Genomic DNA, 25849 nt, shown 5'->3' on the forward strand with positions numbered 1-25849 from the left:
TTTGTTTAATTCATGAAATAACGAAGATAGATGTAGGCACTGCCGACAAGCAGACTGATGATCATAAACGGGAAACCGTATTTGGTGAAGGAGCCGAAGGTGACTTTACAACCGTTCCGGTTGGCCACCTGGGCAATCACAACGTTGGCCGAAGCTCCGACCAGGGTGCCGTTGCCGCCGAAACAGGCCCCAAGTGCCAGCGACCAGAGCAGCGGCTCAGCAATCTGCGCATGAATGAGTGCCTCATCGCTGATTCCCATCTGTTGCGCAAAAACGGGAATAATGCCTTTCACCAGCGGAATCATGGCCATCACCAGTGGAATATTATCCACAATGGCCGAGGCAAGAGCACTGAACCAGAGAATCGTCAGTGCGGTAGCCATCAGATTGCCTTTACAGATATGCAGAATAAATTCCCCCATCGCCTCGAAAACATGGGCATGTTCCAACGCGGCAATCATCATAAACAGACCGGAAAAGAAAAGAATCGTATTCCATTCGACGTGCAGCAGCGAATGGTGAATATCCTTCCGGCAGATCAGCACCATCAGCATGGCTCCCGCCAGCGCAATAATCCCCGGCTCGATGTCGAGCAGGCGACTGCTGAAAAATCCGGCAAGAATCAGCCCGAAAACGAAAAGCGATTTTTTCAATACCGCCGGCTGCAGAATCGCCTTTTCCGGACGGGACTGTTCGATGCGTTTACGCGTCTGTTCCGTGGTTCGGGTCTGTTTGCGGAACAGCAGGGCCAGCAGGGCCAGCAGCAGAACCATGCTTATAAGAACCGGCGGAGTGAGATTCAGCAGAAAGTCGTTGAAAGACAGATGCGTCTGCGAACCGATCAGAATATTCGGCGGATCGCCCACCAGCGTTGCTGTGCCGCCGATGTTGGAAAAAACCGCTTCCATAATAAGAATCGGCGCGGCCGGAATTTCCAGAAGCTGACAGAGCAGAATCGTGATCGGCGCCATCAGAATGACCGTAGTCACATTGTCCAGGAACGCCGAAAGCAGTGCGGTGAGAATCATAAAAAAGATGACAATCACCAGTCCGTTGCCTTTGGCAACGCGGGCCAGCTTGATCGCCAGCCATTCAAAGACTCCGGTATCGGTGAGGGTGTTGACAACCACCATCATACCGATCAGCAGAAAAAGAACATTCAGATCAATGGCGTGCAGTGCCTCTTCATAGCCCACCAGATGAAAACAGACCATAATGCCGGCACCGATCAGTGCCGCAATGGTTTTATCAACAATTTCGGTGGCAATGAAAAAGTAGACCACCAGAAATACAATAATTGGAACGAACATGGGTTACTCCTCAGTGGTTGATGACGGTGTCGAGCACCAGGCCTTTATCAATACTACCGACCCAGCGATTGTTTTCATCCACGACGTAAAGCTTGGGATAGGATTTGATCGCGAGGTCGAAAACGATTTCCATGATGGTGTAATCCATCGGCACCGTTTTCACTGTCGGTGACATCATATCTGCAGCAGATGCAGCCTGTTCGTCTTCAAAATATTTTTCGAACGGATCAAATTCGGCAATAAAGGAGACGCTTTTGAGTTGGCCGAAAAATTCCGGCAACCCGTATTTAAAGAGGCGTTCCACCGTAATTTCACCGAGAATCCGCTGCTCTTTATCAACAACCGGAATCGCATGCTGGTGATTCACACTCATCAGATGCGAACAGACGGAAACCGGATCGGATTCTTTCAGGCTGAACCGGGGAGGGCGCATGATGTCACGCGCCAGAATCGGTTTGTCGATCCGAGGATTGTGCGCCAGAAAAATATCGCGCAGTTCAGTCGGGCTCTTTGCATTCAGTACCGCGCGCCGGACCGGCGGGTCCGTGAGCAGTCGCGAGAGCTGCGCCATGATTTTGAGCGAAACCGAGGGATCGACCTGCGGCGTCAGAATCAGGCAGACAATCCGAACCGGGGCCTGCTCAAACATGACCGGTTCTTCAAACGTGGCTACTGCGAACAGGGCCTGATGCAGATGTTCCAGCCGTGCATGCGGAAAAGCAATCCCGTCTCCCAGTGCCGTGGTCTGACGGTTCTCACGGGCAATAACCGCTTTCAGCACCGCCTCCGGGGTCAGCGTTGCGTTCACGTCATAAAATCCGTTGCTGCAAAGGCGGTTGAGCATCGTTTCAAATACGGCGTCACGTGGAGCAGACCGGAGAGCGGGCTGCCACGATTCCTCACCGCGGGTATAATTCATGATATTCATAGAGCATCTCCTTCTAAAGCATTGCTTCAGCTTTGGCCTGCAGGTAGTGAGAAAGAATATTCTTCGCCTCAAGGGTTCCCACGAGACGGCGCTCGCTGTCCACCACGGCAATTTCACGGATATGGTTCAGCTGCATCAGGTCGAGCACCTCTTTCAGGGGAGAAGCGGTCTGAACAGTGACCGGATGTTCCGCAAGATCGTGGCCGCGGAAAAAATTCAGCACATAACTGATGGCGGGCAGCAGGTCGGCTTCTTCGCTTCTGTTTCGCGAGAGTTCAAGCATTTTAACCGCAATCTGCTTGGCCTGTATGACACCGACCAGACGGCCGGAGGCATTTTCAAGATACACCTTGCTGCGGTCGGATGCGCAGAGTGCCGAAGCCAGCTTTTCAAGCGAAACGTCGCTTTCAGCACGCAGACAGGTACTGTTAATGAGGTGGGCAATATCTTTAACGGTGGTTTTTTCAAGACTGTTCTTCATGGAAGTCCTTTTGATTGAATTCGTGCAGTAATGAGAGTGGTTCACCATCAGTACGATGGTTTTTCCTGCCCCCGGAACCGGATGAGGTCCGGGGAATCTCACATCAGCGGAATCAAATCCGCAGAGGCATACGCCATCCGCCGGCCATTGGAGCCCCACTGGCGGACAGCATAAAAAAGCGGCATTTCGTATAGCCGAAATGATCAAATGCAAACGCGTACCTCTTACACGGAGCATCAAAGAAATATACGCGGACATCCTCCGGAGAATCCCGGTCCGGTACGGTACCGTCGATGCGGCACAGCTCATCGCTTTGTTCAATACAGGTCTGGACATTCCGTTCCCGCAGCGGCTCTGCAACAAAGACGGCCAGCAGATTCAGCATCAGCGGAATCAGCAGCGCAAACAGAATGGTGCGGTTTCTGAGCATAGTATATTTTATCCTGTAACCGTCCGGCGTTTAACCAGCTCGGCATTAATGCTGCGGCGCGCGGCACGGATATCGAGCACACCGAGCAGTTTGCCCGATGCCTGACTGTCGATAACGGGAAGCGACTCCACCTGATTGTTACTCATTTCCTTGAGTGCTTCAGCCAGACTCATGGTTGAGAGCAGTTTATGGCGGGCCGGCTGCATCACATCGCCCACTACCAGCCACTGCCAGGTATCACGCTCATTGAGCAGTTCCTTCAGGTTTTCAAACGTCAGCACGCCGATAATTGTTCCCTCGCTGGAAACGACCGGATATACAAAGGTGTCCTGATCGGCAAAGTGCTGGATCACAGTCTCAAGCGGAGTGCCTTCGTGCAGTGGAACGATGCCTTTATCAACGACATCATTCACTTTCATTTCCGCCATGACATCTTCTTCGGTCACATTGCAGCCGATTTCTCCGGCTTTTTTTACCGCCATGCGTGTAAACACCGGACCGATCAGCTGCACGCACAACGTGGTAGCCGTGACCGTGAAAATGATCATATCGCCCAGGTTCATCCCGTCCAGAATTTCGATGTGGCGCATGTTCTGACTGGCCACAATGGAAAGACCGACAGCCACCCCGCCCTGCGCAAAAATCGCCATACCGAGGTAGTTCTGTACCGGTTTTTCAGCGTTTGAAATGCGCCCGCCCCAATACGCGCCAATCCACTTTCCGAAACTGCGCATCACCACATAGGCCGCCACCAGCCCCCATACCCATATCGGCATGTTGTTGAGCGAAAGACGGGCCCCGACCAGCACGAAGAAAATGATGTAAATCGGTGTCGCAAATGAACGAACGGTTTCAAACAGCTTCTTGGAACGGTTCGGCGCTTTGTTGATCAGCACAATACCAACGGCCATGGTCGCCAGAATCAGGTCCATCTTGAAGGCCACCGCCAGACCGATGCACACCAGGATCAGGCCGATGGAAATCCCCAGACGTTTTTCGCTCTGAGGCAGATAACTCATCACATAATCGAGCACAAATCCGCAGATGATCCCCAGCAGAATGGCGCCGCCGAGTTCAATAAACGTATGCAGCAGTGTCAACCCGATGGAATGATCACTGCCCTGAACCAGAATGGTTGCAACGGATGTACCGAGCCCGTAGAGCGTCATAGCCAGCGCATCGTCCAGCGCCACAATCGCCACAATCGCCGTCGTCAGCACCCCGGCCGAGCGGTATTCCCAGAGCACATCAATGGTCGATGCCGGATCGGTGGCCGAAGCAATCGCCCCGAAAACAATTCCGGCGGCCAGTGCAGTCACCCAGTTATGGCAGACAAAATAGAGAATCAGCGTGGAAACCGCACACACCAGCACAAAGGCCGCAACGCCTTCACCAATCAGAATCGTCGTGAACTGTCTGCCGTATTTCTTGAAAATACCGGCACTGAGCTCGCCGCCGACCAGAAACCCGATCAACCCGAGCGCAAAGTTGTTGAAAGGGGTTAAGGCTTCAATATCACTCGGATGCAGCAGTCCGATTCCGGTATCACCAATCAGCACTCCGACCACAATATAGCCGACCACCTGCGGAACTTTCAGCTTCTGGAAAATAAATGCGCCGATCACCCCGCCGGCGACACAGATTCCGAGGATGGCAAGAACGCCTAATTCGATACCGGGCATGCGTTTACTCTCCAAACAACTTTGAATGAATAAATGCGGGATCGTCGGATTCAATGATGGCCTTACGTACGGCGGCATCCTTCAGCCGGTTGCTGACCCCCGAAAGCGTCCGGATATATTTGGCATGCTGATCGGAACGCGCCGCCAGCATGCAGACAATCTGAACCGGCTGATTATCGAGCGAGGAATAACCGCTGATCGGTTTTTTGCAAACCGCCACCGCCATCACCAGATCGGATACCGAATCGATGCGCACATGCGGCACCCCGACCCCGAAACCGATGCCGGTACTCATCAGCTCCTCACGGGCAAAAATTCCTTTCAGCAGTTCTTCACGATTATGCACAAACGGCGTCTCTGCCAGCAGATCGACCAGATTCCGCAGCACCGTATCTTTATCCCCTTCTTCCAGAATCAGGATACGTTCCGCCGTCAGCGTTGCACTGCTGGTCATCCCTTTTTTCTTCGCCGGCATCTGCTGCGAGATCCGGGAATTCACCCAGTTTTCCACATCGCTGCGCTTAAAGCGCCAGGTGGTCCCCAGCTTACCGCCGGGCAGATCTCCCTTCTGAGCCCAGTCATAGACCGTTCGTTCAGAAACGCGAAGATATTCAGCCACTTCTTCAATCGTCATAATTTCGTGCATATTCGACACCCTCCGTTCGGATATGCGAAAAACTACAACAAACCGCACTGTATGCAAGTGATAATTTCCAGAGATTGGAAATTACCGAAAAAACCGCCCCTGCCGGATCTCAGGCAGAGGCGGTAACCCAGAAGTATCCGTACCTAACCGACAGGCACAGCAACCCATGTTTCCTTCTGAAAAGTTAAAGACCGCAGACAAACACAGTTGAAACCGGATTTATTCCGGTTCATCTGTGCCGGTCTGCAGAGGCCGGTTTATGAATTAATGATCACACGCATTGCTTCCGGGAACCAGTTCGCCCCCCAGCCATGCTTCTGCAACGGCCCGGGGCTCCCCGGACGGCGCCCCCACGATGGTTTCGATATTATTCTGGGCAAACAGCTGCTGCGCTCGCGATCCCATACCCCCGGCAATAATCGCCGTGGCTCCCTGCTCAGCCAGCCAGGCCGGCAGAACCCCCGGCTCATGTGGCGGCGGCACCAGTTCGGTGCTGGCCGTAATCGTCTTTTTCTCCGGATCAACATCCAGCAGAGTGAACACTTCGCAGTGTCCGAAGTGCATACACAGTTTTCCTTCTGCAGTAGGTATTGCAATTTTCATGATAATGTCCCTTTGTGGTTATAATTCATTTTTTCCCGAAAGCTTCTTAACCCGGCCGTTTTCCACCCTGTCCGCGGTACAGTGCTGTTCGAGCTTCAGAAGAGGTTCGATAATGTCATTAAGCAGCCGCGCGGTTTCGGAAGCGGCATGACTCTGAATAAAGGGCCGGCCCGAATCGCACGCTCTGCCAACCGCCGGATCAATCGGAATTTTTCCAAGAAAAGGTACCCCGAAATCCGCCGCCATGGATTCGCCACCGCCGGAAAGAAAAATATCCACCACTTCACCGCATTTCGGGCAGGTGAAACCGCTCATATTCTCCACAATACCCAGTACCGGCATAGACAGTTTTTCACAGAAGCGCAGCGATTTCCGCACATCCACTGCGGCCACCTGCTGCGGCGTTGTCACAATCACCGCGCCGGACGGCTCCTCAATCAGCTGACAGATCGACAACGGTTCATCGCCCGTACCGGGCGGACAGTCGACAATCAGATAATCCAGCTCACCCCATTCAACATCGCCGAGAAACTGCCGGATAACCCCCATTTTCATGGGACCGCGCCAGATAAACGGATTATCGGCATCTTCACACAGAAAACCCACCGACATCACCTTCAGGCTTCCGGCATAAACCGGCTGAATCGCTTCGTCGGTCCCCGTCAGCAGAAGCGGACCGATCCCGAGCATCGTCGGAACACTGGGACCATGAATATCAACATCCAGCAGACCGACACGCCGGCCGGCTTCCGCCAGCGCAACCGCCAGATTTACCGCCACGGTACTTTTCCCGACACCGCCTTTGCCGGACAACACGCAGATTTTATGCTTCACCCGCGCCATACGGTCATTGATTTTCCGGCGTTCTTCTTCCGGATTATGCGGAGGTTTCGCAGCGCATTCACTCATCGTTCTTTCTCCACCTCATGTTAAAACCGGCGAAACCGGATATAATTTCTGCATCGAGATGATCCCTGAAACAGTTCACCGCCGCCTCTCCGGTACAGTGACACGGAACCATAAAGGCCGGAGCAAATTCCCGAAGGGCCCCGACCGTCGCGGCCAACCGCTCTTCCGTCGCGCTTTTCAGATGAAGTCCGCCGATAATACCGAGAACCGGTTTTCCGCCGGTCGTATCTCTTATGTAGTCGAGCGTGTTAATCAGACCGGAATGGCAGCATCCGCACACCACCAGTAATCCATCGGGAGTCTCAATCCACATCGCCATATCATCCCTGATCGGATCCGGCCGCAGCCCTTCCCGATCACAGAAAAAAGGCCCGCCCGTATCCTCCAGTGTATGGGAACGTGGAATCGGACCGGTCAATCCAACTCCGGGCGCAATTTCCATCGGTTCCCGGACCCAGTGCAGATGCGAATCCGTCAGATTCGCCACCAGCAGCCGCTGTTCCGCAGGCATGGAAATCTCTTTCGGATCCCGCCCCGGATAAATACTGAAACGTTCACTGAAAATTTTCGGATGGCCATACACCTGAATCTCAGGATTTTCCCCAAGTACCACATCAACTGCACCCGTATGGTCATAATGACCGTGACTCAGCACAAAAATATCCGCATCCGCCAGCTCGAATCCGCATGCCTCCGCATTCTGCTCCAGCGCATGGCCCTGTCCCGTATCCATCAGAATTTTTTTACCGCCCGCGTCAATCTGCACCGAAAAGCCATGCTCGACCATCAGCCCCTCCGCCGCTGTATTATCGACCAGAATCCGAAGCCCCCGGAATGTACCGCCCGATTGCCCGTTCCAGAAAAAAGATTCGCTTTGGAGTGTGCCCGTTGGAGGTTTACGAGGTGACATGACAACACTCCTCAGCGAAAAGCTGTTTTTGAATGGTTTCCCAGATTTCGCGTACTGCCCGGGCGGCAGCGCCATCGGAACTCTCGACCAGTGCCCGGGCATTGACCTGAGCATCAGTCACTGCCGCATCATATGGAATACGACCGACCGGCACCGCCTTCATCGATTTCGCCAGCGCCTCAATCCGTGAAGTCATTTTCGGGTTAATATCCCACTTGTTCACACAAATCATTGCCGGAATCCGGAAGTGGGTAATCAACTGAAGCACCCGCTCAAGATCGTGCTCTCCGGAAAGAGTCGGTTCGGTAACCACCAGTACAGCATCCGCACCGGTAATGGAAGCAATCACCGGACAGCCGATGCCCGGAGAGCCGTCAACCAGCACCACCGTGGCCTTTTCTTTTTCCGCTATTTTCCGGATTTCAGAACGCAGCAGACTTACCAACTTGCCGGAATTCTCGGCCCCGGGGTGCATCCGTGCATGTACCATGGAACCGTGCCGCGTCTTTGAACGATGCCAGACTCCGCATTCCTGTTCCGGAAAATCAATGGCTTGTTCCGGACAGAACTCCACACACGCGCCGCAGCCCTCGCACGCCATCACATCCACATTAAAATCCTTAATCGCATCGAAACGGCAGACCGCCATACATAGACCGCATTGCATACAGTCTCCGGACCGTATTTCAGCCAGATGACCGCTTACAAAGTTTTCCGATGTCTGAATTTCGGGTTGCAGAATCAGATGCAGATCGGCGGCATCAACATCGCAGTCCGCCAGCACCGGATGTACCGCAAGGGCCGCGAAAGAGGCCGTAATACTGGTTTTCCCCGTGCCCCCTTTCCCACTGATAATCACTAATTCCTTCATAACATCGCCTTTAATTTTTCAGGAACAGCCCGCAGTGTTTCATTCAGTCCGGGCATCACCGAATTGATGGATTCGCCACGGGAATAGGCCTCGGCCGCACGGCGGTCTTCCGGAACCTCGACCAGCAGCGGAATCCCCTCAGCCTCACAATACGTGCGAATCGGATGCGCTTCGTCAGTCACCCGGTTTACGGCCACTCCGAATGGAACCCCCAGATCGCGAATAGTTTCCACCGCCAGCTTCAGATCGTGCAGACCGAACGGCGTCGGCTCGGTTACCAATATCGCGGCATCACACGCCTTCACCGCCGTTACATACGGACAGGATGTCCCCGGCGGACAGTCCACAATCGTAAGGCCATCCGGCGAAGCGTGCTCCAGCGTTTTACGGATGAGCGGCGGCGACATCGCCTGCCCCACATCGAGCCGACCCGAAACAAAACGGACATGATCCCGCCGGCCGGTTTCAATCTGCCCGATCGGCTCTTCTATTTCTTTAAGCGCTCCGGTCGGACAGATCCGGATACAGGCCCCGCAACTGTGACAGAGCTCATTAAAAACCAGCGTCTTTTTGCCTACGCTCACCACCGCATTGAACCGGCATACCCGTGCACATTCACCGCACCCGGTACACACCGCTGAATCAACAGCCGGTACAGGTCGGCAGACCTGTTCCCGGCTTTCAATTTCCGGACGGATAAAAAAATGACTGTTCGGCTCCTCCACATCGCAGTCGAGGAGCGTGACCTCCTCCTGCACGGCAAACGCCATTGCACAGGAGAGGGTCGTTTTACCCGTTCCGCCTTTTCCGGATGCCACGGCAATTTTCATTATACCCAATGGCCTTCCACGTTAGCTTCCTCCGCCGGTTGCAATTCACCTTTCCGCAACTGCTCAACCGCCTTCGATACCACCGTGTTTTCGCACGTAAAGACCTTAACCCCTGCCGCATCAAGCACGGCAAACGCTTTAGGCCCGCAGTTTCCGGTAATCACTGCATCAACCTGCTCTTCACATACACAGGCGGCGGACTGAATACCCGCCCCCTGTGCAGCATTCAGGTTCTGCTTATTCTCCTTCAGCGAAAACGTTCCTGTTTCTGTATCGTAAATCAGGAAACGCGGCGCGCGCCCGAAACGGGTATCCACGGGCGCGCTGAGATTTTCGCCGGATGTACTGATGGCAATCTTCATTGCCCGGCCCCATTCCGTCCATTGCCTCTCATGCCCATTCCCCGTCCACCGCCACAGCGGTTTCCACGTCGCATCGCCCGGCCCAGCCGTGTGGTCTGCTGACCGCGTGCAGCGCCATTGTTCGTGCAGTTTCCTGCACCTCGTCCAGTCATCGGGCCCTCACCATTGGGGCCTGTTCCATTTCTATTCGGCATCTTGTGCCTCCTTTGCGTTTGGTTGTTCACATACACCCCGCCGCCGGCGTCGTTGCCCTTTTCTGCAGCAGGTTTTCCCGCGAATCACAACCGCCCCGCCTTCCATTCGGATCGCTTTTCCATTTACTAACGCATCAGCAACTTTCCCCCGCGCCGATGTAAGGATCCGCCCGACTGTCTGCCGGGAAATATTCATCCGTTCTGCGACCTGTTCCTGATACAATCCTTCATGATCCGCCAGTCGGATCGCCTCAATCTCATCGAAAGAAAGTACAACTTCGCCAATCTCGCTCATGCGTACCCCCGCCGGCTTAAACCAGGTCAGATCAGGCATATGTTCAATTTCGCGAATATTTTCAGGTCTCGGCATCTATCAGTCTCCTTGGCCAGGATATGAGCATATGCCCATTACTTGCTCAAGCAAAAATGCGGGTTATTTTGCCCGTATTTAAATGCCGCTGATCGCGATCAACACTTTTCAGCACGACCCACCTCATCGAAAACGACGGTCAATGACTGAAAAACTTCGGCCGCCAGCCCTTCACTTTGCCGGACTTATAACTTTCGACCGCCGCATGAATGGTCTCCGCCGCCAGATCCGCGCAATGAAAATGATCCTCCGGAATCGGATCACACTGCCGCAGCACGTCCACCCCGGTCATCGATTCCGCTTCGGCAACCGTCATGCCCTCCGACATACAGATCGCCGTCGAACAACAGTGCTTTGAATAGCCGCATCCGTCCGTGAGAAAGGAACTCTTTCGAATTTTACCCCCATCAATCCGCAGCCAGACCTCAACCGTATCGCCGCACTCACCGTGCACTTTTGCATGGCCGTTTGCATCGCGCATCGGCCCGAAACGCTTTGCGCGCTCCTCGAGCTGTTTAATGATATCTTCGTACATATGCCCTCCTGAAGAGCTGAAGCGCCGAATCAAAACGCCAGCTCCCGATCAGGTCAATAAAATACGGTACATATTATACGGATTAACAGAATGGCCGGTAATTGACCGGGATATTAATTCATACATTTAAATGTATGATATCGTAAAAATCTTTTAATACAGGCATAGCATATTATTTCATACATTATAATGTATGAAATAAGTTTCTCAGCGAAACCAATCCTGACCTTCTTTTTAAACCGGTTCGACAGCCAGGTTAAGCCGTTCGATCATCTCCAGATCGGATTCATACTGCGAACCGGCAACGGTCAGGTAATTCCCCGTCATCAGACCGTTAGCCCCGGCGGCAAACAGTTCTGACTGCCGGTCACCGAGAATATGTGCACGGCCACCGCAGATACGCAGTGTCACATCGGGAAGAAGAAAGCGGTACACCGCAATAATCCTCAATGCCTCCGCCGCGCTCAGCGGCTTCTGACGTTTCAATGGCGTGCCCGGATGCGCATAAAGAAAGTTGATCGGGACTGAATCAACACCGAGTTCCCGCAGGGCGATAGCCAGATCAATCCGGTCTTCCCAGCGCTCCCCCATGCCGAACAACCCCCCGCTGCAGACGTTCAACCCGGCGGCCTGTGCCGCCTTTACCGTCTCCAGCCGCTGTTTCCAGCTCTGGGTCGTGCAGATTTCGGCATAAAAATTTTCCGATGTTTCCATATTATGGTGAAAACGCGTAACACCCGATGCCTTCAGCATGGCGAGCTCTTCCGGCGTCAGACGGCCCAGCGACGCGCAAACCGCCGTTTTCTCTCCACCGCCGATTTTTCTGACTACACCGGCCAGCTCTTTCAACTCCGTGGTTGAAAGCTTGCCGCCGCTGGTCACAACTCCGCATTTGCGATTACCGTCCTTGATATCCTCACGGATCTGATGTTCCAGGGTTCGGGAATCCATAAAGGGATAAACATCAATCTCAGTTGAATTATGTGCACTCTGGGAGCAGAACCGGCAATCCATATCGCACCTGCCGCTCTTGGCATTGATAATGGAGCACAGCTCGATGCTATTCCCGAAAAACGCTTTGCGGATCTCCGTCGCCGCCGCCAGCAGCTCGTTTTCATCCCATTCAACCAGCGCCAGCGCTTCATCCGCCGAGCAGCCGGTTCCGGAAATACACTTTTCTTTAACCTGATCGATCATGACTTCCTCAAATAAAGCCGAAAATTTAACCACGAAAGTCATTCAGAACGAAGGGAGATTGCGTCCGAATTAGAAAAGTTCCAACCATTGGAAGTTTGTTCTGGGAATCCCCTGAACCGAAATTTATCTTAATCGTTTTCCAACCTCTGGAGGCCTTTTTCCGTGAACAGTGTACCGTTTGCCCATCTTCATTTTCATACCTGCTACAGCCTGCTGGACAGTACAGCAAAGGTGAAGGATTCGGTGGCGGCCGCAACGGATATGGGCATGCAGTATCTGGCGATGACCGACCATGCGGTGCTGTACGGGGCGGTGGAATTTTATAAGGCATGCTACGCCGCCGGTATCAAACCGATCATCGGGTGCGATATGTATGTGGCGCGGCACGGCATTGCCCACCGCGAGTCGATGCGCGACAACATGAGTCTGGTGCTGCTGGCGGAAACGCAGGAAGGCTATGAAAATCTGGTGCGCCTCGTTTCCATCGCCCACCTCGAAGGTATGTATTACAAGCCGCGTATTGATAAGGAACTGCTGAAAAAATACAGCAAAGGGCTGATCGCGCTTTCAGGCGATATGCGCGGCGAAGTGGCGGAAGCGTGCCGGAATGATGATCTGAAAGCAGCAATCGATCTGGCCCTGGAATATTCCGGCATCATGGGAAAAGACAATTTTTTCATCGAGCTCTTCGACCATGGCCTGGAGGAGGAAAAGGGGCTAAAGGAAAAGCTGCTGCAGGTGGCCGAAGCAACCGGTCTGCCGATTGTTGCCACCAATGATGTTCACTATATCCGGCAGGAGCATGCCGACGCGCACGATGTATTGACCTGCCTGCAGCGCGGCTATCTGGTGGCGGACCCGAACCGGTACCGTTACCATGGCGATCAGTATTATATGAAAAGCGGCGAGGAGATGGCCGAACTTTTCAAGGATCATCCGGAAGCCATTTCCAATACCATTGAAATTGCACAGCGCTGCAACGTGGAATTCTTTTTCCCGGAAAAGGCGGAGGATCTTCATTTTCCAAAGTTTCCGCTGCCGGAAGGTTTCTCCCGTGATCTCGACTATCTGATTTATCTGGGCAAAGAAGGATTACGCAAACTGTACGGCATCGAAGATCTGGACAACCCGAAAAACGATTACGAAAAGGAGATCAACGAGCGCTTTTACTACGAAGTGGGCGTGATCGAGAAAACCAACTACATCAACTATTTTCTGGTGGTGGCCGACTTTATTCAGTGGGCGCGCGGCCAGGGTATTCCGGTCGGTCCGGGCCGCGGGTCGGGCGCGGGATCGCTGCTCGCCTATTCGCTGGCGATTACGACGATTGAGCCGCTGAAGTATAACCTGATTTTCGAACGGTTCCTGAATCCGGACCGTGTGTCACCGCCGGACTTCGATATCGATTTCTGTCCGACAAGACGTCAGGACGTCATTCAGTATGTGCGGGAGAAATACGGGGAGGAATGCTGCGCCCAGATCATCACCTTCGGAACGCTGGGTGCCAAAACCCTGATGCGCGACCTCGGCCGCGTACTGGAAATTCCCCTGCCCTACTGCGACCGACTGGCCAAAATGATTCCGGATACGCCGGGGACCACCATGGAAAAGGCCCTGGCGGAAAGTCCGGAATTCAAACAGGCCACCAGTACGGAACCCGACGCCCTGCGTATTATGAAATATGCCCGACTGCTGGAGGGACTGCCCCGGCATACGGGAATGCACGCCGCCGGCGTGGTGATCGGCGAAAAGCCGCTGATCGAAATTATTCCGCTGACCAAAGAGGCCAAAGAGGGGCTGACCGTCGTTCAGTTTGAAAAAGGTCCCACCGAGGAGATCGGCCTGTTGAAGATGGACTTCCTCGGGCTGAAAAACCTGACCATCATTTATGAAGCGTGCGATTTGATCAAACGCAACCACGGCGTTGAGATCGACCCGGAAAAACTGGATATCAAGGACGAAAAAACGTTCGAGCTTCTGGCCCGCGGCGACACGGTGGGCGTATTCCAGCTGGAATCGGGCGGCATGCGCGACACCCTCCGGCAGGTCGCACCGGACTGCATTGAAGACATCATCGCCATTCTGGCCCTTTACCGTCCGGGGCCGATGCAGTTTATCCCAACCTATATCAAACGGAAACACGGACAGGAAAAAGTCGAATACGACCACCCGATTCTTGAACCGATTCTCAAAGAAACCAACGGCATTATCGTTTATCAGGAACAGATTCAGCAGGCCGCCCAGAAACTCGCCGGTTTCTCGCTCGGCCAGGGGGATATTCTGCGCCGCGCCATGGGTAAAAAGAAGCCGGAGGTGATGGCCGAGCAGCGCGGAAAATTCGTTGAAGGGTGCAAAACAACCAACAATATCGACGAAAAACTCGCGAATAAGATTTTCGACAATATCACGGAATTCGCGAAATACGGTTTTAATAAATCCCACTCCACTGCGTACGGATTTGTGACCTATCAGACCGCCTGGCTGAAGGCCCACTATCCCGCCGAATTTATGGCGGCCCTGCTCTCCGGTGAAATGGGCAACTCTGATAAACTGACCCAGTTTATAGGTGAAGCCAAGGAGATGGGCATCGATGTTCTGCCGCCGAGCGTCAACGAATCCATCGGGCATTTTAATGCCGTGCAGGACGGCAGCGGCATCCGGTTCGGACTCGCCGCCATCAAAGGCGTCGGCGAAGGCGTGGTGGAGGAAATCGTGAAAGAACGCGATGAAAACGGGCCGTATCTCGGATTGATGGATTTCTGCGCCCGCGTCACCAGCGCCAATAAAAAGGTGCTGGAAAGTCTGATCCGCTCCGGCGCATTCGATTTCAGCAGCGCGCACCGGGCCCAGCTTTTCAACGGTATTGATATTGCCATCGGCCGCGCCGCCGAAGCCCTGAAGGATAAGGCGTCCGGTCAGGTGTCGATGTTCGATATGATGGCCGACAGCGAAGCCGAAGCCAGCTCGGCGGGTTCCGACGACGAGCTGCCGGATGTAAAACCCTGGAGCGAATCCGATATGCTGGCCGCCGAAAAAGAGCTGATTGGCTTCTTTATTTCCGGTCACCCGCTGGCCCGCTATGAATGGGTGCTCGATAAATTTGCTCTGAAAAAGGTGGCTGAAGTCGGCAAACTGCTGCCGGGAACTCGGACGCGCTGTGGTGGGATGGTTACGGAAATGCGCAAGCTTTTCACGAAGAAGGACCAGAAACCGATGGCCGTTTTTAAAATCGAAGGGCTCGAAGGCTCCATTAATGCCATCATTTTCCCGGGACCGTTTGAGCAGTACGGCCACCTGATTACCGAAGACGCCACACTGATGTTCGGCGGAACCATGATGGACGAGGAAGGCGGCGACCCGAAACTCCAGGTTATGGAAATCTTTCCGCTCGATGCCGCCGCATCAACCTTCTGCGACCGGATAAGCATCCATCTTCCGGAAATCGGGGTGAATGAACAGGTGATTGCCGACCTGAAAAGCACCGTTCAGAAATTCCGCGGCAATATTCCCCTGCACATCTGTATTGAATTTGCCGAAGGACAGAAGATTTTTCTGAATACCGATCACGATTACAAAGTTCGCCCCTGCGCCGAACTGGTGCGTGAAATCGAACAGATTATCGGTGAAGGAACCGTGTTTGTTGCGGCCAAATCCGATGCCCTCAAAAACCCGCCGAAACCGCGGAAATGGGAGCGGAAAAAAGGATAACGCGGAAACAAACCCTGGAATTCCATAAACCTTTCTCTGGCTTTCCGGAAAAATTGGTATTCATATTGCTTGTTAAGTTTGCAATGAAAACTAAAAAATATAATATACTGCAAATGCCGATTATGGCGTTTTTTTCACCTCGTCTCTACCGGGACGTTGGCCTGAACTGGAAGGGGGCCAACCTGATTTATCTCTTTCTGCTGACGGTCGTTTGCTCCATTCTACCGGCCCTCCAGTACCGCGATCAGATTCTGCACATACTGGAAACCGACGCAGATGCTATCCTTAAACAGCTTCCCGAAATCCGGATTCAAAACGGTATTGCAAATGTGTCAACGGAAATGCCCTGCTATATAAACAATGAGGCAGGCAATCCGGTGGCTATCATCGACACCACCAGAAACGTAAACTTTATTGACCCTCCTCCTTCCGTTCAGGTCATGCTTACCGAAACCAAACTGATTGTCCGTAACGGCCCGCCAAGGTTCAACAAGCTCGATCTCAGCACCGTAAACGGATGGATTATTAATCAGGAACAGATCAAAAAATGGCTGGAAATCTTCTATGAAATAGCGACCCCGCTCATCTGCAGCATCTGTTGCATACTTGCCTACCTGGTCGCCGTCATGCTCATGATCTTCGTAGCAACGGCCGGACGGATAATCGCCGGCATCGCACGCCGCCCGTTACGTTTCAAAGACACCATGCGCCTTGCCGTTACAGCATCAACTCCGGCCGTTACCGGATTCACCACCTGTTTCGCCTACGATATTTCTATTCCCGGCTATATCTATCCTGCCGTCATTTTCGGCTATCTGCTGCTCGCTATTGCCGCCTGCTCCAACCGGGAAAAGGAAACCCCTAAAAACCGCACCAATCTTAAAGCGGCACTTGACCCGAAGCAGATAGCGACACTCGACGAAGCCGCATAAAAAAATCCAGGTGCTGGAAATATTCCAACCCCTGGATTTTCATCCTTTTCGAAACCGCTATTTTTCCAGTTTTTTCAGCCCGCCCATATACGGCTGAATCGCCTCCGGCAGATCAATCGATCCGTCTTCGTTCTGATAGTTTTCCATAATAGCGATCACCAGTCGCGGCAGGGCAACGCCGGAGCCGTTGAGCGTATGCACAAACTGCGGCTTCCCGTTTTCATCGCGGTAGCGGATATTGGCGCGGCGGGCCTGATAATCCTTAAAGTTGGAGCAGGAGGAAACTTCCAGCCATTTATTCTGCGCAGGCGCCCAAAGTTCGAGATCATAACATTTGGCCGCGCTGAACCCGATATCAGCCGTGCAGAGTTCAATGACCCGGTAGTGCAGGCCGAGTTTCTGCAGCACATGTTCGGCATCCGCCGTCAGCTTTTCATGTTCTTCTTCGGAGGTTTCGGGCGTGGTAAATTTCACCATTTCCACCTTATCAAACTGATGCACCCGCAGCAGCCCCCGGGTATCCTTACCGGCAGAACCGGCCTCGCGGCGGAAGCACGGGGTATAAGCCGTATGCAGAATCGGCAGTTCCCGATCCAGAATTTCCTGGGCATACATGTTGGTTACCGGTACTTCGGCGGTCGGAATCGGATAGAGCCCGTCGAGCGGCACCGAATACATATCTTCCGCAAACTTCGGCAGCTGGCCGGTACCGGTCATGGTTTCGGCATTACACATAAACGGCGGAGCCACTTCCGTGTACCCGTGTTCTTCGGTATGCAGATCGAGCATAAACTGAATCAGCGCCCGCTCCAGCTTCGCCCCTTTTCCGGTAAACAGCGGGAAACCGGAACCGGAAAGTTTCGCCCCGCGCTCCAGATCGAAAAGCCCGAGTTCCGCCCCGAGATCCCAGTGCGGCTTCGGCTCAAATCCCAGTTCCTTTTTTTCGCCCCAGGTGCGAATCACCGGATTATCCTCTTCGGATTCGCCAATCGGCGTGGTGTCGGACGGCATATTGGGAATATAGAGCAGGCCCTCTCTGAGCTTCGCTTCAACATCCCGCAGTTCTTCGTCGAACGCGGAAATTTTATCCCCCATTTCCCGGACCTGTGTTTTGACCGCTTCGGGATCTTTGCCCTCTTTGATCATCAGCCCGATGCTTTTGGAAATTTTGTTGCGTTCCGCTTTCAGCGCTTCAACCTCGCCCACAATCTCGCGCCGGCGGGCATCCAGCGCCAGCACCGCATCAATATCCACATCGGCTTTACGGTTTTTCATGGCCGTTTTCACAGCATCGGCATTTTCACGAATAAATCGAATATCCAGCATTTTACATCCCCGGTTCGGTTGAAAAAAGAGCCCGTATTATTCGCCTAATCCTTCAGCGTTTGGAATGAAAAAGGCGGGGAAATTTCCCCGCCTCATACACAGCCTTTTTGTTTCGGAAACTAAAACCAGCCTTTTTTGCCGCTCACATAGGTGCTGACAAATTCCTCATCACTTTTGGTCAGATACAGAATACCTTCAATCAGACCGATAATCCCCATCACCCAGGCACCGAAACCGAGGGTCAGGAGGCTGACCAACAGCATAATGACGCCCTCTTTCGTGTAACCCAGAATGAATTTATGAATACCGAGACTTCCCAGAAGAATACCCAGAATTCCGGCCGGTATTTTTTTACTCGCATCTGCACTCATTTGAATTCCTTTATTTTGCGCCGGGAACACCCCCGACTGACTGAGGGAATGAAATGATTTTATTTTAAAGATTGTCAAGAATCGATTCCCCGGCCGCTTTAGCGGGATTTAGGAATTCATGTTTCCATACGGCCGTGCTAGCTTCTGAAGCATTTGAAAAGACAGGAAATCGAGCATGAATATTGATCAGGTTTACAGGCAGGTGGTGGAAAAAGTCCTGCGTGAGGGCAAACGGAAAACCAACCGCACAGGAACGGATACGATTTCCGTCAGCGGCTGTATGATTGATTATGACATGGCCAATGGATTTCCACTGCTCACCACCAAAAAAATGGCTTGGAAAACCCTGCGGGTCGAATTGGAGGGCTTTATCAAAGGCGTCACCGACAAAGCCTGGTTTCAGGAACGCGGCTGTAAAATCTGGAACGAATGGTGCACCCCCGCCAAAGTTCCCTACGGCCACGATGAAGCAACCCTGAAGGCGATGGCCGCCGAAAAAGACCTCGGTCCGATCTACGGCTTCCAGTGGCGCAATTTTAACGGACACTATGAATTCGGGTCCGCCGACTTTACCGGCGGGATTGATCAGCTGGCCAAGGCCATTGAAACCCTCAAAACCGATCCCGACAGCCGCCGCATTCTGGTGAACGCCTGGAACCCGCAGCAGCTCGATCAGATGGCGCTCGTGCCCTGCCACTATTCCTATCAGCTGCTCTGCAACGACGGCATCCTCGACCTGCTCTGGAATCAGCGTTCCTGCGATATCTTTCTCGGCATCCCCTTCAATATCGCGTCCTACGGACTGCTGCTCGAACTCATCGCCAGAGAATGCGGCCTGCAAGCCGGTAAACTGATCGGCTTCCTCGGCGACGCCCATATTTATGTCAACCACCTCGATCAGCTTAACGAACAGATGAAACGCAAACCCTTTGCCCCGCCGACGCTGAGACTCGAGGGATATGATTCCATTTTCGACTGGGAGTGGCGGCACGCCTCACTCGACGGCTACGAATGTCACCCGGCAATCAAAGGCGAGGTGGCGGTTTAATGAAAGCAATTGTTGCCCGCTCACAAAACGGCGTCATCGGAAAAGACGGCGGCCTGCCCTGGCACTGCAAAGGCGATCTGCAGTTTTTTAAACGCACGACCATGAACCGTAAAATCGTCGTCGGCCGCACCACCTTCGAAGGCCTGCCGCCGCTGAAAGGACGGGAAATTTTCGTCCTCACCCGTAACCCCGATGCCGCATTCAAAAACGCAACCGCCATTCATTCCGCCGATGAAATTCCGGCAGACGCCATCCTCTGCGGCGGCGCGGCTGTTTATGATTTAACCCTGGAACTTTGCGACGAAATCCTCGTTACCACCGTCAAACAGGACGTCGAAGGCGACACATTTTTCAATGACGCCTGGCTCGATGGGTTTTCCCGGCACGAAATCCTCGAAGAAACCGCCGAATATTCCATCGTTTCCTACCGCCGCATATCCTGAGCAACGTCCCGAACAGGTTCGGAATCGTTTGCACACCGGATAGCCACGACCTGTAGGCCGGGTGCCCCTCCCGGCGCACCGTTTATTCGATCCTTAAAAACCGGCCACGCGTTCGATCACCCAGAACATCGCCACGGTGCCAATGGCATAAGGCGGGATCCAGGAAGACCATGCCGGTATCGGCAGCCTGAATTTCTGTGCCACCCCGAGAAAAGAAAGGACCGCTGCAACAAACAGCAACTGACCGGCCTCAACACCGACATTAAAAAAGAGCAGCGCTGCGGGAATGGCGTGCTGCGGCAGGCCGATCTCGGAAAGGGCTCCGGCAAAACCCAGCCCGTGCAGCAGACCGAAGGAAAGCGTCACCAGCCAGGGCGATTTTTCGGTAATGCCGGGGCGCCCCTGTCGCCCATGGATAATTTCACACGCCACAAATACAATACTCAGCGCAATAATGGCCTCCACCGGCGGGGCGGGCACATGTACAAATCCTAATGAAGCCAAAGCCAACGTAATGCTGTGTGCCACGGTAAACGTCGTAATCGCTCCGGTCAGTTTTTTCCAGCCTTTCACCAGAATCAGCAGCGCCAGCACAAACAGAAGATGGTCCGTTCCTTCAAGAATATGCTCAAGACCAAGCACAAAATAGGTTCCGGCCACAGCCGCCTGCGACGGTGCCCCCGTAATGGAAAACTTCTGATCATCCGGCGTCAGTCGCAACGTCTGTTCGGAACCGTCTTTAAGCTGGATGCGGACGAGCAGATCATTGGTTTCCAGCTCCTGAATACCGATAGACTTATTCATCAAACCGTCAGGAATGGAAATACGCCACGTTTTAACGGTTCCGCCTTCGATAATCCGGGTGATGGGTTCGGAGCGTTCAACCGCGCCCTCGGGAAACACAATGGAGAAGGGTTTTCCGAACTCCGGAATACGCACCAGCACCCCGACATCGCTTTCGTGTTCGCGCAGCTCCAGATAGGCTGTATTCATTTCGTGGGCTGATGATGTGAAAACAATCAGCCATAATGAGCACAGGAAAGCATAAACCCCCATGCGTCTGATTCGATGAGGCCTTTGGGTATTGTTTGCCGCCATATTATTGCTCAATCTGCACGCCGTATTTGGATTCCAGGTCGTTGTAAAACCGATCAAGCTGTTGGAGTCGGATCTGGTTTTCCCATTCAAAAATAACGAGATTGCGGATTTGGTCCAGTTCCGGAAGCACTCCGTTTTCATCGCAGAACAGATCGGCGTTTTCGCAGAGATAAACGGCCAGCTCTTCATCGGTCGGCTCACGGACAACCGCCTCCTCTTCAACCATCAGCTCCAGTTTCTGGCGGATGCGCTGCCGGATAACCGGATCATTCTGATCAAGCCCCAGCGCCAGCCCTTCACGCACGGCAAGCTCTTCGCGGATGTGGTCGTGCAGAAGTTCCTGCAGTTCTTCAGCGGTCGGATCGCGGTTCCAGTCACGGGAAAACTCTTCCGTCAGCTGACGGACCGCGGACTCGGTAATCACCAGGCGTTCAGCCCGGTCCGGCCGGTTCAGCCAGGCATAGGCCCCGAAAAAGAGCGCGCCAAGCAGTACAAAATGAAGCAGAGGTTCTTTAAACAGTTGCATGCGGTCTTTAAACACCAAAGTGGGCGGATTTGCGATAGAATATCGCGGCTGAAAAGGATTGTATGCACCTGCATGCCACTTCATTCTAAACGGCTGAAACGGAGAGATGACCTATGAAAGCTATGGTGTTATATGCCAATGCGGGCAACGGCCACCGGCGGGCGGCCGAAGCACTGGCGGCGGTCTGTGAACAGGACCCTCGCTTTTCAGACGTCCGGCTGATTGATGCGCTGGAATATACCAACAAGGTTTTCCAGGAACTCTATGCCAACCTCTATATCGAAACCGTTAAAAAGGCGCCGGCACTCTGGAAATATATATTCAACGACACCGATCAGCCCTGGGTGAAGGAAAAGGGGCGGATGCTGATGCACCGCATGCAGAGCCTGCCGCTGGTGAAGGAAATCAGAAAATACCAGCCGGATCTCTGCTTCAGCACCCATTTTATGCCGTCCGACATTATTTCCACCATGATCCGGAAACACGGTCTGGCTACCGATCTGAATGTGGTTGTGACGGATTACTATGTGCACGCCTCCTGGCTGGAGTCGTACATCAGCCGGATTTATGTGGCCAAGGAGGAGAGCCGGGAACAGCTGCGCGTACTGAAATATCCTCCCAAGAGAATCGAGGTGCTCGGCATCCCGATTGATCCGAAATTTGAAACCCTTGGCGACCCCGCACCCTTTTTCCAAAAACATAACGTCGATCCCGGACTTCCGCTGATTCTCCTCAGCGCCGGCGCATTCGGCGTGATGTCCGGTGAAGATATGGCGCATATGCTCAGCGGCATCCGGCAGCCGTGCAACCTGGCGATCATCTGCGGCAACAATAAAAAACTGAAGGCCGCGATTGAAAAATATATCGGGGAAAATCCGGCGGAAAATATCAACTACCACGTCCTCGGCTTTACCACGGAAATGCATGAATGGATGGCCATGGCGTCGCTCTTCATCGGAAAACCCGGAGGACTGAGCACTGCTGAATGTCTGGCCTGCGGCCTGCCGATGCTGATCTGGAACCCGATTCCCGGGCAGGAGGTGTTCAACTCGGTGTATCTGCTCGAAAACGGCGCGGCATTTAGTCCTGATAACATCACCACACTGCCCTACCGCATTGACGAGCTGCTGAAAAATCCGGAAAAACTGGAGCGTATGCGCGCCAATGCGCGGGCCCTCGGCCGGCCTTCCGCCGCCCGCGATATTGTCAACAACGCGGTCGAACACATGAACGAAGGCATCATTCTCATCCCCAGAACATAATATTGCTGATGATAACATAGAGAACATTAACCGCCGGAAAGCGCAGTAAACGCGAAACTGAAAACAAACCCGGAAAAACCTTACATTCCCTTCGTTTTTTCACGGTTAAAACATGCTTATGAACACGTGTTTAAAATTTCCGGAAAACTTTGTCTGGGGCAGCGCGGCGTCCGGCCATCAGATCGAAGGTAACAACCGGCACTCTAACTGGTGGCACTGGGAACTGGCCTCCGAAACCCGGCCCAGTTCCGGAAGAGCGGTGGATTACTGGAACCGCTTCGAGGAAGACCACGCCCTGATGAAACAGATGGGCCTTCAGGCCTTTCGTGTCGGCATCGAATGGGCACGGGTGGAGCCCGAAGAGGGCCGGTTCGATGAAGCCGCCATTGCGCATTACCGCAGCATTTTCGAGTCATTGAAAAAACACGGCCTGAAAATCTGCCTGACCCTTCACCACTGGGTCGTCCCCGAATGGGCCGCGAAAAAAGGCGACTGGCGGAATCCGGAAATGGTGGATTGGTTCCTGCGCTATGTAGAGCGCATGGTTCAGGAATTCGGTTCTTTTCCGTATCAATGGATTACCCTGAATGAACCGATGGTGGCGGCGCTGGCCGGTTATTTTTCGGCCGACTTTCCGCCGGGCCGCCGGAATTATTTTGAATTGCGCCGGGTGGTTCGTCATATGCTCCAGGCCCATGCCGGAGCCTATCAGATTATCCATCGATACGACCCCGATGCGGAGGTAGGCTATGCCATGGCCTATCCGGATCTGCAAACGTGGGGATCCCGCGGGCCGGCCGGAGGGTACGAGCGGCTGGCCGCAGCCATCGGCCGGCGTTTTGTGAACGATGCCTGGGACTATTCCGTTAAAACCGGAAAAATGCATCCGGTTTACGGAAGAGGAAAAATCCCGGGCCTGAAAAATTCCATCGATTTCTGCGGGGTGAATTATTATTTCCGGATGACACTGCGCTTTTCTCTGAAACATTGGCGCACCGGTTTTATTGATCCCGAAGCCACGCCGGAGGGCATTGAAAAAAATGATTACGGCTGGCAGATCTGGCCGCCCGGCATCCGCACCGTTATTTCCCGCGTCTGGCAAACCTTTGGAAAACCGATTGTCATCACCGAAAACGGTATTGCCGACCGGACCGATGAAAAACGCGCCGCCTACATCATTGAACATTTAAAACAGGTTTACCAATGTCTGGAAGCGGGCATTCCGGTGCTGGGATATTACCACTGGTCGTTCATCGATAATTTTGAGTGGAAAGAGGGTTTTGATATGTGTTTCGGTCTGGTGGATGTTGACCCCGACGATCCTGAGCTGAAACGGAAACCCCGCAGAAGTGCCGAAATATACAGCGAAATCATCAAAAACAACGGCATCTGCTGTTAAGGTGTACAGGAGATAAATTATGACGGTCTGGATTCTTTTGGCAGGGCTGTTTCAGGTACTCGGAATTGTTTCGACCATCCATGTGCTGATGACCGGCCGTACCTCGCAGGGGACTATTGCCTGGGGCGTTTCGCTGAATACTTTTCCGCTGCTGGCCGTGCCGGCCTACTGGATTCTCGGGCGCAGTAAATTTGAGGGCTATGTGACCGCCAAACGGATGATCGGCTCCGATTTCGAGAAGGAATACAAAGGGCTGATCGACCGCCTGTCGAACTACCGGATTCCTGCGGAGGAACTGCCCGCCGGACTAAAGGCCGGTGAACTGCTGGCGGATCTGCCCCTTTTAACAGGCAATCACATCGAACTGCTCATCAACGGAGAAAAAACCTTTGAAAGCATATTGTCGGGAATTGAACTGGCTGAACACTATATCCTTTTCCAGTTTTTCATTGTGCATGACGACGAAATCGGACGGCGGATCGGAAAGGCCCTGGCGGAAAAAGCGCAACAGGGTCTTACGGTCTATTTTCTCTATGATGAAATCGGGAGCCATGATCTGCCGGCCGGATATCTCAGCAACCTGAAAAACGCCGGTGTTGCCGTACATGCCTTTAATACGCGGAAGGGCCCGCGCAACCGGTTTCAGATCAACTTCCGGAATCACCGCAAAGTGGTTGTGGCCGATGGAAAAACCGCCTGGGTTGGCGGACACAACGTCGGGGATGAATATCTGGGAAAACATCCGAAATTCGGAAACTGGCGGGACACGCATATTCGGATAACCGGTCCGGCCGCCCTTTCCGCCCAGCTCTCCTTCTGCACCGACTGGCACTGGGCCTCCGACGATCCCCTGCTTCACCTGAACTGGAAACCGGAACCCGCAGCAGAGGCGGACATACCCGCTCTTCTGGTTCCATCGGGCCCGGCCGATGAACTTGAAGCCGCGTCACTGATGTTTCTGCAGGCCATTAATTCGGCCACTAAACGCATCTGGATTCAGAGCCCTTATTTTGTGCCCGACGATGCCATCATCTCGGCCCTGCAGCTGGCCGCTCTGCGCGGCGTGGATGTGCGCATTCTGATTCCGGACAGCATCGATCATCTCGCGGTCTGGCTCTGCGCCTTTTCCTATTTCGACCGCGCCACGGAAACCGGTGCCCGGATTTATCGTTATACCCGCGGCTTTCTCCATGCCAAAACCATTCTGGTCGACGACAAAATCGCCGCCGTCGGAACCGCGAATCTCGATAACCGCTCCCTCCGCCTCAATTTTGAAATCACGGCGTGGATTTTCGACTCCGCCTTCGCTGCCGAAATGGAAGCCATGTATCTGACGGATTTTGAGGACTCCCGCCTCATGACCGCCGATGATCTGGACTGCCGCCCGTGGTGGTTCAAGCTGGCCGTGCGTTTCGCCCGCCTTACGGCCCCCATTCAATAATTCCGACATCGCGCATTCAACGCCGTACCGGAAACCC

26 protein-coding genes are annotated in these 25849 nt (G+C 53.5%); 7 read left to right on the top strand and 19 right to left on the bottom strand.

What is annotated here, in order from left to right; all coding sequences use genetic code 11:
* Positions 1-5: 5 nt before the first annotated feature.
* From EGM51_14085 to bioB, 15 genes are all read right to left on the bottom strand, one after another.
* On the bottom strand, positions 6-1310 hold the full coding sequence (locus tag EGM51_14085; protein ID QBG48471.1) for a hypothetical protein: 1305 nt from the start codon (positions 1308-1310) through the stop codon (positions 6-8).
* Positions 1311-1320: 10 nt separating this feature from the next.
* Positions 1321-2238 (bottom strand): CBS domain-containing protein, encoded by a 918-nt coding sequence (locus tag EGM51_14090; protein QBG48472.1) that lies wholly within the window; start codon positions 2236-2238, stop codon positions 1321-1323.
* 13 nt (positions 2239-2251) lie between these two features.
* Entirely contained in the window at positions 2252-3055 is an 804-nt protein-coding gene (locus EGM51_14095; GenBank protein QBG48473.1) for a CBS domain-containing protein, read from the bottom strand.
* 102 nt (positions 3056-3157) lie between these two features.
* Positions 3158-4909: a CBS domain-containing protein gene (locus EGM51_14100; protein ID QBG48474.1), complete on the bottom strand. Its 1752-nt coding sequence runs from the start codon at positions 4907-4909 to the stop codon at positions 3158-3160.
* Entirely contained in the window at positions 4836-5477 is a 642-nt protein-coding gene (locus tag EGM51_14105; GenBank protein ID QBG48475.1) for a helix-turn-helix domain-containing protein, read from the bottom strand. The genes EGM51_14100 and EGM51_14105 overlap by 74 nt, the downstream gene beginning before the upstream one ends.
* Before the next feature lie 264 nt (positions 5478-5741).
* Complete coding sequence (locus EGM51_14110) at positions 5742-6080, bottom strand: ATPase (GenBank protein ID QBG48476.1); 339 nt, start codon at positions 6078-6080, stop codon at positions 5742-5744.
* Positions 6081-6098: 18 nt separating this feature from the next.
* Positions 6099-6989, bottom strand: a complete 891-nt coding sequence (locus EGM51_14115; protein QBG48477.1) for an ATP-binding protein — start codon at positions 6987-6989, stop codon at positions 6099-6101.
* Complete coding sequence (locus tag EGM51_14120) at positions 6982-8013, bottom strand: MBL fold metallo-hydrolase (GenBank protein ID QBG48478.1); 1032 nt, start codon at positions 8011-8013, stop codon at positions 6982-6984. Before EGM51_14120 ends, EGM51_14115 begins: the two co-directional genes overlap by 8 nt.
* Entirely contained in the window at positions 7886-8770 is an 885-nt protein-coding gene (locus EGM51_14125) for a (4Fe-4S)-binding protein (protein QBG48479.1), read from the bottom strand. The genes EGM51_14120 and EGM51_14125 overlap by 128 nt, the downstream gene beginning before the upstream one ends.
* Positions 8767-9600, bottom strand: coding sequence for a (4Fe-4S)-binding protein (locus EGM51_14130; protein ID QBG48480.1), 834 nt, complete (start codon positions 9598-9600; stop codon positions 8767-8769). Before EGM51_14130 ends, EGM51_14125 begins: the two co-directional genes overlap by 4 nt.
* Positions 9600-9962, bottom strand: a complete 363-nt coding sequence (locus tag EGM51_14135) for a dinitrogenase iron-molybdenum cofactor biosynthesis protein (protein QBG48481.1) — start codon at positions 9960-9962, stop codon at positions 9600-9602. Before EGM51_14135 ends, EGM51_14130 begins: the two co-directional genes overlap by 1 nt.
* Positions 9959-10156: a hypothetical protein gene (locus EGM51_14140; protein QBG48482.1), complete on the bottom strand. Its 198-nt coding sequence runs from the start codon at positions 10154-10156 to the stop codon at positions 9959-9961. Before EGM51_14140 ends, EGM51_14135 begins: the two co-directional genes overlap by 4 nt.
* Complete coding sequence (locus tag EGM51_14145) at positions 10146-10526, bottom strand: DUF134 domain-containing protein (GenBank protein QBG48483.1); 381 nt, start codon at positions 10524-10526, stop codon at positions 10146-10148. The genes EGM51_14140 and EGM51_14145 overlap by 11 nt, the downstream gene beginning before the upstream one ends.
* Before the next feature lie 139 nt (positions 10527-10665).
* Complete coding sequence (locus tag EGM51_14150) at positions 10666-11061, bottom strand: iron-sulfur cluster assembly scaffold protein (GenBank protein QBG48484.1); 396 nt, start codon at positions 11059-11061, stop codon at positions 10666-10668.
* A 234-nt stretch (positions 11062-11295) separates the two neighbouring features.
* On the bottom strand, positions 11296-12300 hold the full coding sequence (gene bioB, locus EGM51_14155; GenBank protein QBG48485.1) for a biotin synthase BioB: 1005 nt from the start codon (positions 12298-12300) through the stop codon (positions 11296-11298).
* Positions 12301-12420: 120 nt separating this feature from the next.
* Between bioB and EGM51_14160 the strand changes: the two genes are divergently transcribed.
* Together EGM51_14160 and EGM51_14165 are read left to right on the top strand one after the other, a co-directional pair.
* Positions 12421-15966, top strand: coding sequence for a DNA polymerase III subunit alpha (locus EGM51_14160; protein QBG48486.1), 3546 nt, complete (start codon positions 12421-12423; stop codon positions 15964-15966).
* On the top strand, positions 15945-16898 hold the full coding sequence (locus EGM51_14165; GenBank protein ID QBG48487.1) for a DUF1189 domain-containing protein: 954 nt from the start codon (positions 15945-15947) through the stop codon (positions 16896-16898). Before EGM51_14160 ends, EGM51_14165 begins: the two co-directional genes overlap by 22 nt.
* A 57-nt stretch (positions 16899-16955) precedes the next feature.
* Here the strand turns inward: EGM51_14165 and EGM51_14170 are convergent, their stop codons facing one another.
* Both EGM51_14170 and EGM51_14175 read right to left on the bottom strand, forming a co-directional pair.
* The gene (locus tag EGM51_14170) at positions 16956-18224 is read right to left on the bottom strand and encodes a serine--tRNA ligase (protein QBG48488.1); all 1269 of its coding nucleotides are present in this window, start codon (positions 18222-18224) and stop codon (positions 16956-16958) included.
* A 119-nt stretch (positions 18225-18343) separates the two neighbouring features.
* Complete coding sequence (locus EGM51_14175) at positions 18344-18595, bottom strand: TM2 domain-containing protein (protein QBG48489.1); 252 nt, start codon at positions 18593-18595, stop codon at positions 18344-18346.
* Between the two features lie 175 nt (positions 18596-18770).
* Between EGM51_14175 and thyA the strand changes: the two genes are divergently transcribed.
* Both thyA and EGM51_14185 read left to right on the top strand, forming a co-directional pair.
* Complete coding sequence (gene thyA, locus EGM51_14180) at positions 18771-19643, top strand: thymidylate synthase (protein ID QBG48490.1); 873 nt, start codon at positions 18771-18773, stop codon at positions 19641-19643.
* Positions 19607-20086: a dihydrofolate reductase gene (locus EGM51_14185; GenBank protein ID QBG48491.1), complete on the top strand. Its 480-nt coding sequence runs from the start codon at positions 19607-19609 to the stop codon at positions 20084-20086. The genes thyA and EGM51_14185 overlap by 37 nt, the downstream gene beginning before the upstream one ends.
* 93 nt (positions 20087-20179) lie before the next feature.
* Here the strand turns inward: EGM51_14185 and EGM51_14190 are convergent, their stop codons facing one another.
* Together EGM51_14190 and EGM51_14195 are read right to left on the bottom strand one after the other, a co-directional pair.
* Positions 20180-21142, bottom strand: coding sequence for a HupE/UreJ family protein (locus EGM51_14190; GenBank protein QBG48492.1), 963 nt, complete (start codon positions 21140-21142; stop codon positions 20180-20182).
* A 43-nt stretch (positions 21143-21185) separates the two neighbouring features.
* Positions 21186-21794, bottom strand: a complete 609-nt coding sequence (locus EGM51_14195) for a hypothetical protein (protein QBG48493.1) — start codon at positions 21792-21794, stop codon at positions 21186-21188.
* Positions 21795-21823: 29 nt separating this feature from the next.
* Between EGM51_14195 and EGM51_14200 the strand changes: the two genes are divergently transcribed.
* From EGM51_14200 to cls, 3 genes are all read left to right on the top strand, one after another.
* On the top strand, positions 21824-22972 hold the full coding sequence (locus EGM51_14200) for a glycosyltransferase (GenBank protein QBG48494.1): 1149 nt from the start codon (positions 21824-21826) through the stop codon (positions 22970-22972).
* Between the two features lie 112 nt (positions 22973-23084).
* Entirely contained in the window at positions 23085-24371 is a 1287-nt protein-coding gene (locus tag EGM51_14205) for a glycoside hydrolase family 1 protein (GenBank protein ID QBG48495.1), read from the top strand.
* Between the two features lie 19 nt (positions 24372-24390).
* Complete coding sequence (cls, locus tag EGM51_14210) at positions 24391-25812, top strand: cardiolipin synthase (GenBank protein ID QBG48496.1); 1422 nt, start codon at positions 24391-24393, stop codon at positions 25810-25812.
* Positions 25813-25849 lie beyond the last annotated feature (37 nt).

It is taken from the genome of Verrucomicrobia bacterium S94, from assembly GCA_004299845.1.
Taxonomy (GTDB): Bacteria; Verrucomicrobiota; Kiritimatiellia; order Kiritimatiellales; family Pontiellaceae; genus Pontiella.